We start from the raw sequence: 1636 nt of genomic DNA, 5'->3' as shown, positions 1-1636 counted from the left end.
AGCCTGAGAGGTGATGCGTAGCCGATTGAGGCGAATTCAGTGATCCTATGCTGCCGAGAAAAGCCTCTAGCGAGCTGGTACACGGCCCGTACCCCAAACCGACACAGGTGGTCAGGTAGAGAATACTAAGGCGATCGAGATAACTGTGGTTAAGGAACTCGGCAAAATACCTCCGTAACTTCGGGAGAAGGAGGGCCATGTCTGGTGACGGGACTTGCTTCCTGAGCTGGGTGTGGTCGCAGAGACCAGTGAGAAGCGACTGTTTACTAAAAACACAGGTCCGTGCGAAGTCGTAAGACGATGTATACGGACTGACGCCTGCCCGGTGCCGGAAGGTTAAGAGGACCGGTTAGCACTTCGGTGCGAAGCTGAGAATTTAAGCCCCGGTAAACGGCGGTGGTAACTATAACCATCCTAAGGTAGCGAAATTCCTTGTCGGGTAAGTTCCGACCTGCACGAATGGCGTAACGACTTCTCAGCTGTCTCAACCACAGACTCGGCGAAATTGCAGTACGAGTAAAGATGCTCGTTACGCGCGGCAGGACGAAAAGACCCCGGGACCTTCACTATAGCTTGGTATTGGTGTTCGGTACGGTTTGTGTAGGATAGGTGGGAGACTGTGAAACTCGCACGCCAGTGTGGGTGGAGTCATCGTTGAAATACCACTCTGATCGTATTGGACCTCTAACCTCGGACCCTGATCGGGTTCAGGGACAGTGCCTGGTGGGTAGTTTAACTGGGGCGGTTGCCTCCCAAAATGTAACGGAGGCGCCCAAAGGTTCCCTCAGCCTGGTTGGCAATCAGGTGTCGAGTGCAAGTGCACAAGGGAGCTTGACTGTGAGACCGACAGGTCGAGCAGGGACGAAAGTCGGGACTAGTGATCCGGCACCGGCAAGTGGAAGCGGTGTCGCTCAACGGATAAAAGGTACCCCGGGGATAACAGGCTGATCTTCCCCAAGAGTCCATATCGACGGGATGGTTTGGCACCTCGATGTCGGCTCGTCGCATCCTGGGGCTGGAGTAGGTCCCAAGGGTTGGGCTGTTCGCCCATTAAAGCGGCACGCGAGCTGGGTTTAGAACGTCGTGAGACAGTTCGGTCTCTATCCGCCGCGCGCGTCAGAAACTTGAGGAAGGCTGTCCCTAGTACGAGAGGACCGGGACGGACGAACCTCTGGTGTGCCAGTTGTTCCGCCAGGAGCACGGCTGGTTTGCTACGTTCGGAAGGGATAACCGCTGAAAGCATCTAAGCGGGAAGCCTGTTCCAAGATGAGGTTTCTCACCCCCTCGAGGGGTTAAGGCCCCCAACAGACCATTGGGTTGATAGGCCGGAACTGGAAGCCCGGTAACGGGTGCAGGTGACCGGTACTAATAGGCCGAGGACTTACCAACAAAGCTGCTACGCGTCCACTGTGCGGTATCTGAAACAACACACAGATACCAGCGAGACAGAACCTAAGAGACAGAATCCTATTCTGTCGCAAAGGGTTCCGGCTCTCTGTGTCTAGTTTCATAGAGTTACGGCGGCTATAGCGACAGGGAAACGCCCGGTCCCATTCCGAACCCGGAAGCTAAGCCTGTCTGCGCCGATGGTACTGCACTCGACAGGGTGTGGGAGAGTAGGACACCGCCGGAACAT

The 1636-nt window shown here is 55.6% G+C and carries 2 rRNA genes; both read left to right on the top strand.

Annotated elements, in window-relative coordinates:
• A 23S ribosomal RNA gene (locus AB0N05_RS38855) occupies positions 1 to 1389 on the top strand; the annotation flags it as partial.
• A gap of 127 nt (positions 1390 to 1516) precedes the next feature.
• Positions 1517 to 1633: ribosomal RNA gene (rrf, locus tag AB0N05_RS38850) — 5S ribosomal RNA — on the top strand.
• Positions 1634 to 1636: the final 3 nt, after the last annotated feature.

Origin of the sequence: Nocardia sp. NPDC051030 (assembly GCF_040683015.1) — a bacterium.
Classification (GTDB): Bacteria; Actinomycetota; Actinomycetes; order Mycobacteriales; family Mycobacteriaceae; genus Nocardia.
This window is presented reverse-complemented; position numbering and strand designations above follow the sequence as displayed.